The 3,375-nt window shown below is 57.7% G+C and carries 5 protein-coding genes; 2 read left to right on the top strand and 3 right to left on the bottom strand.

Annotation, left to right across the window (positions count from 1 at the left end):
- On the bottom strand, positions 1-412 hold a 412-nt coding region (locus BG57_RS30630; protein ID WP_241482173.1), incomplete at its 3' end, for an alpha/beta fold hydrolase.
- Positions 413-604: 192 nt separating this feature from the next.
- Between BG57_RS30630 and BG57_RS30635 the strand changes: the two genes are divergently transcribed.
- Positions 605-982: a winged helix-turn-helix transcriptional regulator gene (locus BG57_RS30635; RefSeq protein ID WP_035971000.1), complete on the top strand. Its 378-nt coding sequence runs from the start codon at positions 605-607 to the stop codon at positions 980-982.
- Between the two features lie 468 nt (positions 983-1,450).
- Here the strand turns inward: BG57_RS30635 and BG57_RS30640 are convergent, their stop codons facing one another.
- On the bottom strand, positions 1,451-1,750 hold the full coding sequence (locus BG57_RS30640) for an antibiotic biosynthesis monooxygenase (RefSeq protein WP_035971002.1): 300 nt from the start codon (positions 1,748-1,750) through the stop codon (positions 1,451-1,453).
- 162 nt (positions 1,751-1,912) lie between these two features.
- A complete protein-coding gene (locus BG57_RS30645; RefSeq protein WP_229753891.1) occupies positions 1,913-2,476 on the bottom strand; it encodes a sugar phosphate isomerase/epimerase family protein in 564 nt (187 codons plus the stop codon).
- A 172-nt stretch (positions 2,477-2,648) separates the two neighbouring features.
- On the opposite strand from BG57_RS30645, the gene BG57_RS30650 reads away from it, so the two are divergent.
- Positions 2,649-3,335: an MBL fold metallo-hydrolase gene (locus BG57_RS30650; protein ID WP_229753892.1), complete on the top strand. Its 687-nt coding sequence runs from the start codon at positions 2,649-2,651 to the stop codon at positions 3,333-3,335.
- The last annotated feature ends 40 nt before the right edge of the window (positions 3,336-3,375 follow it).

The following is a 3,375-nucleotide window of genomic DNA, read 5'->3' on the forward strand; positions in this document are numbered from 1 at the left end:
CATCGACGGACACCACCGCGCTGACCAGATCCGGGCGCTTCGCGGCAAGCTGGGCTGCGATCTGGCCACCCATCGAATGCCCGACGAGAATGAACTTCTGTCCGGGATACCTTGTCGCGATAAATGCCTCGATATCCGCGACGTAGTCGGCGGGCGTATAAGCGCCAGGCGGCATCAGCTGCGATCTGCCATGCCCGCGCAGATCGACAGCGACGACGCGATACCTGTTTTCGAAGACCGGCAGTTGCCAGCTCCAGTCATGCGAATCGCAAGTCCAGCCGTGGAGAAACATGACGTTCTTTCCGGTACCTACCTCGGTCGAGAACAGTGTGGCCGGCGATTTCGTTGCGGCAAAGGCTTCATGATTCCCGAGAGTGGTCGCAATCGCTGCCGCACCGGCGACCTTCAGCATGTCGCGTCGAGACAGTTCCTGTTCCATCATTTTCATTCGTTATCCTTATCTACCACGAGTACATCAAACGCTTGGCTCGCTGGGCTGCGTGACGCCGAGCTCGAAGCAGTTGACCGGACTCCATGTTATACATTGGATATCTACGGTCAATTACGCACCTTTAGGTGCGCAGATATACAGGAAGATACCGACATGACTTGCGAGGTTGACGAGGTTTTCTTTGCGGATTGCGCTGCACGCTCGTTTTTCGATCAGGTGGCGAACAAGTGGTCAGTGATGATTCTCACGCTGCTGACCAAGAAGCCAACTCGCTTCAACGAGATCAAGCGCAGGCTGGAAGGAATCACGCATAAGGCGCTTACGCAAGCCTTAAGGCGTCTGGAACGCAATGGCCTCGTCGCTCGGAATGTGCTCAATACTTCTCCGGTCGCGGTGGAATACTCGATCACGGAACTCGGGCGTACCCTGCAGGTTCCGTTCGGAGCAGTCTATGAATGGTCGATCAAGCATTTGCATGAGATTGATCAGGCGCAAAGAGCCTATGATCAACAGACGCCGCCGGAGCAATAGGGAGAGAAGATTGGCGCGGTTATCCCATGATTGAGGCGCTGTTTTGAGTTGAATGGCGCCCTGTTTCTGCAGTTTCCGTTGGAAACTCTCGCCTCGCGTAAACCAACAGAAATGCCAATCCAGCGTTCGGCCCCCGCGTTGCCTTAGGCTTCCCTCGTCGCAAGGACCGTTGAGTGGCAGCTTCGAGTCGCAAAACAGATGATAGGGTCGCCGAACACCGACCGTCGGCAAGGGTCGTCTAGCGCCGACCACCTCGGGCAGCACGCGGCCACTTTCTGCCCTTCGCCTACGGCGTGCACGCGTCATTCCGGCGGCTGGTGTGCCCCTGAAACCCGCCGCTGTTCAGCGCGCGGTTATCGGCCCGCGGGAACCTTCGATGAGCGCTAGCCATGACTAAGTCATACCGCCTTCTTCGAAGGCGAGCGGTCGACGCTCACAGCGACGGCGGAGCGTTGACGGTCGTTGTTGCTAGTTTTGAATCACAACCGGAGCAAGAAAGCGTACCTCTTTGTCGGCGACGAGGTCTCTGGTGGCCTCGTCATAGACGCTTCGATACAGTTTTTGCGGCTGCTCATTGAGCCATTCCTGCGTAGAGCCGTTCCATAACTCGAATAAGACCATATCGTCCGCTGCTTCTGGGTCTTCGCTCAGCACGGCGCTGACGAAAGTCGGCTCCTTGCCCATCGTTTTGATGAGCTCGGCAAGATGCGGTACGAAGCGAGGCTTGGTTCCGGGATGCAGCTTGAAACGAACATAGAGTGAGAGCATTTGGTCTGTCCTTCAGCGTTTCAGGGCGTTGCATGTCAAGAGGATTGCCAAGACACTAACTGCAAACGCCGCCAAAAAGGTGACGCGGTGTAGCCGCATTGGCAAAACGGCCGCGTAGACAAAGACGCGGCCGTTCCTCTACGGAGTTTCTGCTACAGCAAATTAGTTTTCGAACTGGCTAATGGTCGCGTTGTAGGCACGTGCTGCCATTTTGTCCAACGGGAGCTTGCGCTCGACCTCGGACAGAATCTCAACACCCCAAGGGCCGTTCCAGCCGGTCGCCTGAATTGCTTTGATGAAGCCCTTCACGTCGAGTACGCCTTCGCCCGGCAGGCGGCGCTTGTGAATGGTGTCCATCCACAGCGGCTCGATTGCATAGCGGTCAGCGTCGTCCAGTTCGATGCCCTTGATGAATTCCGGCTTGATAGTGGCGATTTCCTTGAAGTCGACATTGCCACGGCTCAAATGCCAGATGTCGAGCAGAAGGCCTGCGTTTGCCTTGTTCGCGCCTTCGACGATGGCCTTGCCTGTTTCAATTGTGCGGACGTTGCTGAAGGGCATGATTTCCAGCATGACTTGCGTGCCGTGCTTCTCGGCGTCATCGGCGAGCTTGCCGAACTCGTCGACCATGAGCTGGACGTTCGCGGTCTCTTCGCCAATGCCGGGACCGACTTTCACAATGCGAGCGCGCAGTTCTTCCGCCGCCTTGAGGTAGTAATAGCGCATGCTGTCAGACGTGCGACGGCGTTTGGGCGGCGACAATTGTCTTGGCCGGCGCATTGACTTCAGGTTTTTCGTTACCGAGCTAGGCTCGTTGCCTCAAGTAATTTGCTACCTGTCAGACGGCTGGCGGGGGCGACTTATGACGAGGCGGCTCAGCGTGACAACAAGACGGGAATTGACCGAGGCAGTTGGAGAGCGGTACCGCCGCTCCGACCGGAACGACAAGCGCCAGATCTTGGACGAATTCGTTGAATTGACGGGCTATCATCGTAAGCACGCAATCCGGATGCTGTGCCGAGAGGCGCAGCCGCCGAGGGCGAAGCCAGGCCCGCAGCGACGCTACGACGATGACGTTCGTGCCGCGTTGATCACCCTATGGGAGGCTGCCGACCGGATTTGCAGCAAACGCCTGAAGGCGCTCATCCCGACGCTGATCGACTCGATGACACGGCATGGTCATCTGTCGCTGCCGAAGGACCTACGCCAGCGGCTCAAGCAGATTAGCGCCGCGACCATTGATCGGCTGCTGCGGGATGTGCGCGAGCAAGCCTTCAGCGGCCAGCGCCGGCGAGCTGGCGGAATCGGCAATGCGATTCGCCGCGCGGTGCCGATCAGGACCTTCACTGACTGGAACGACCCGCTACCCGGTTATTTGGAGGTTGATTTCGTTGAGCATTGCGGTGGCACCAAGATCGACGGCGACTTCGTACACAGCTTCGTGATGACGGATATCGCAACGGGGTGGACCGAGTGTCTCGCTATGCCGTTTCGCAGCAGCGCGTTCGTTCTTGAGCACATCGTAGACAGCGTCAAGCGGCACGGCCGGTCAGCGACAACTATTCTGGCCGGTCGACGGGTGTAATTGTCGCTGGCTAGTTCATAGTTGTCGCTTCTCCATCGTA

The organism is Caballeronia grimmiae (assembly GCF_000698555.1).
GTDB classification, from domain to species: domain Bacteria; phylum Pseudomonadota; class Gammaproteobacteria; order Burkholderiales; family Burkholderiaceae; genus Caballeronia; species Caballeronia grimmiae.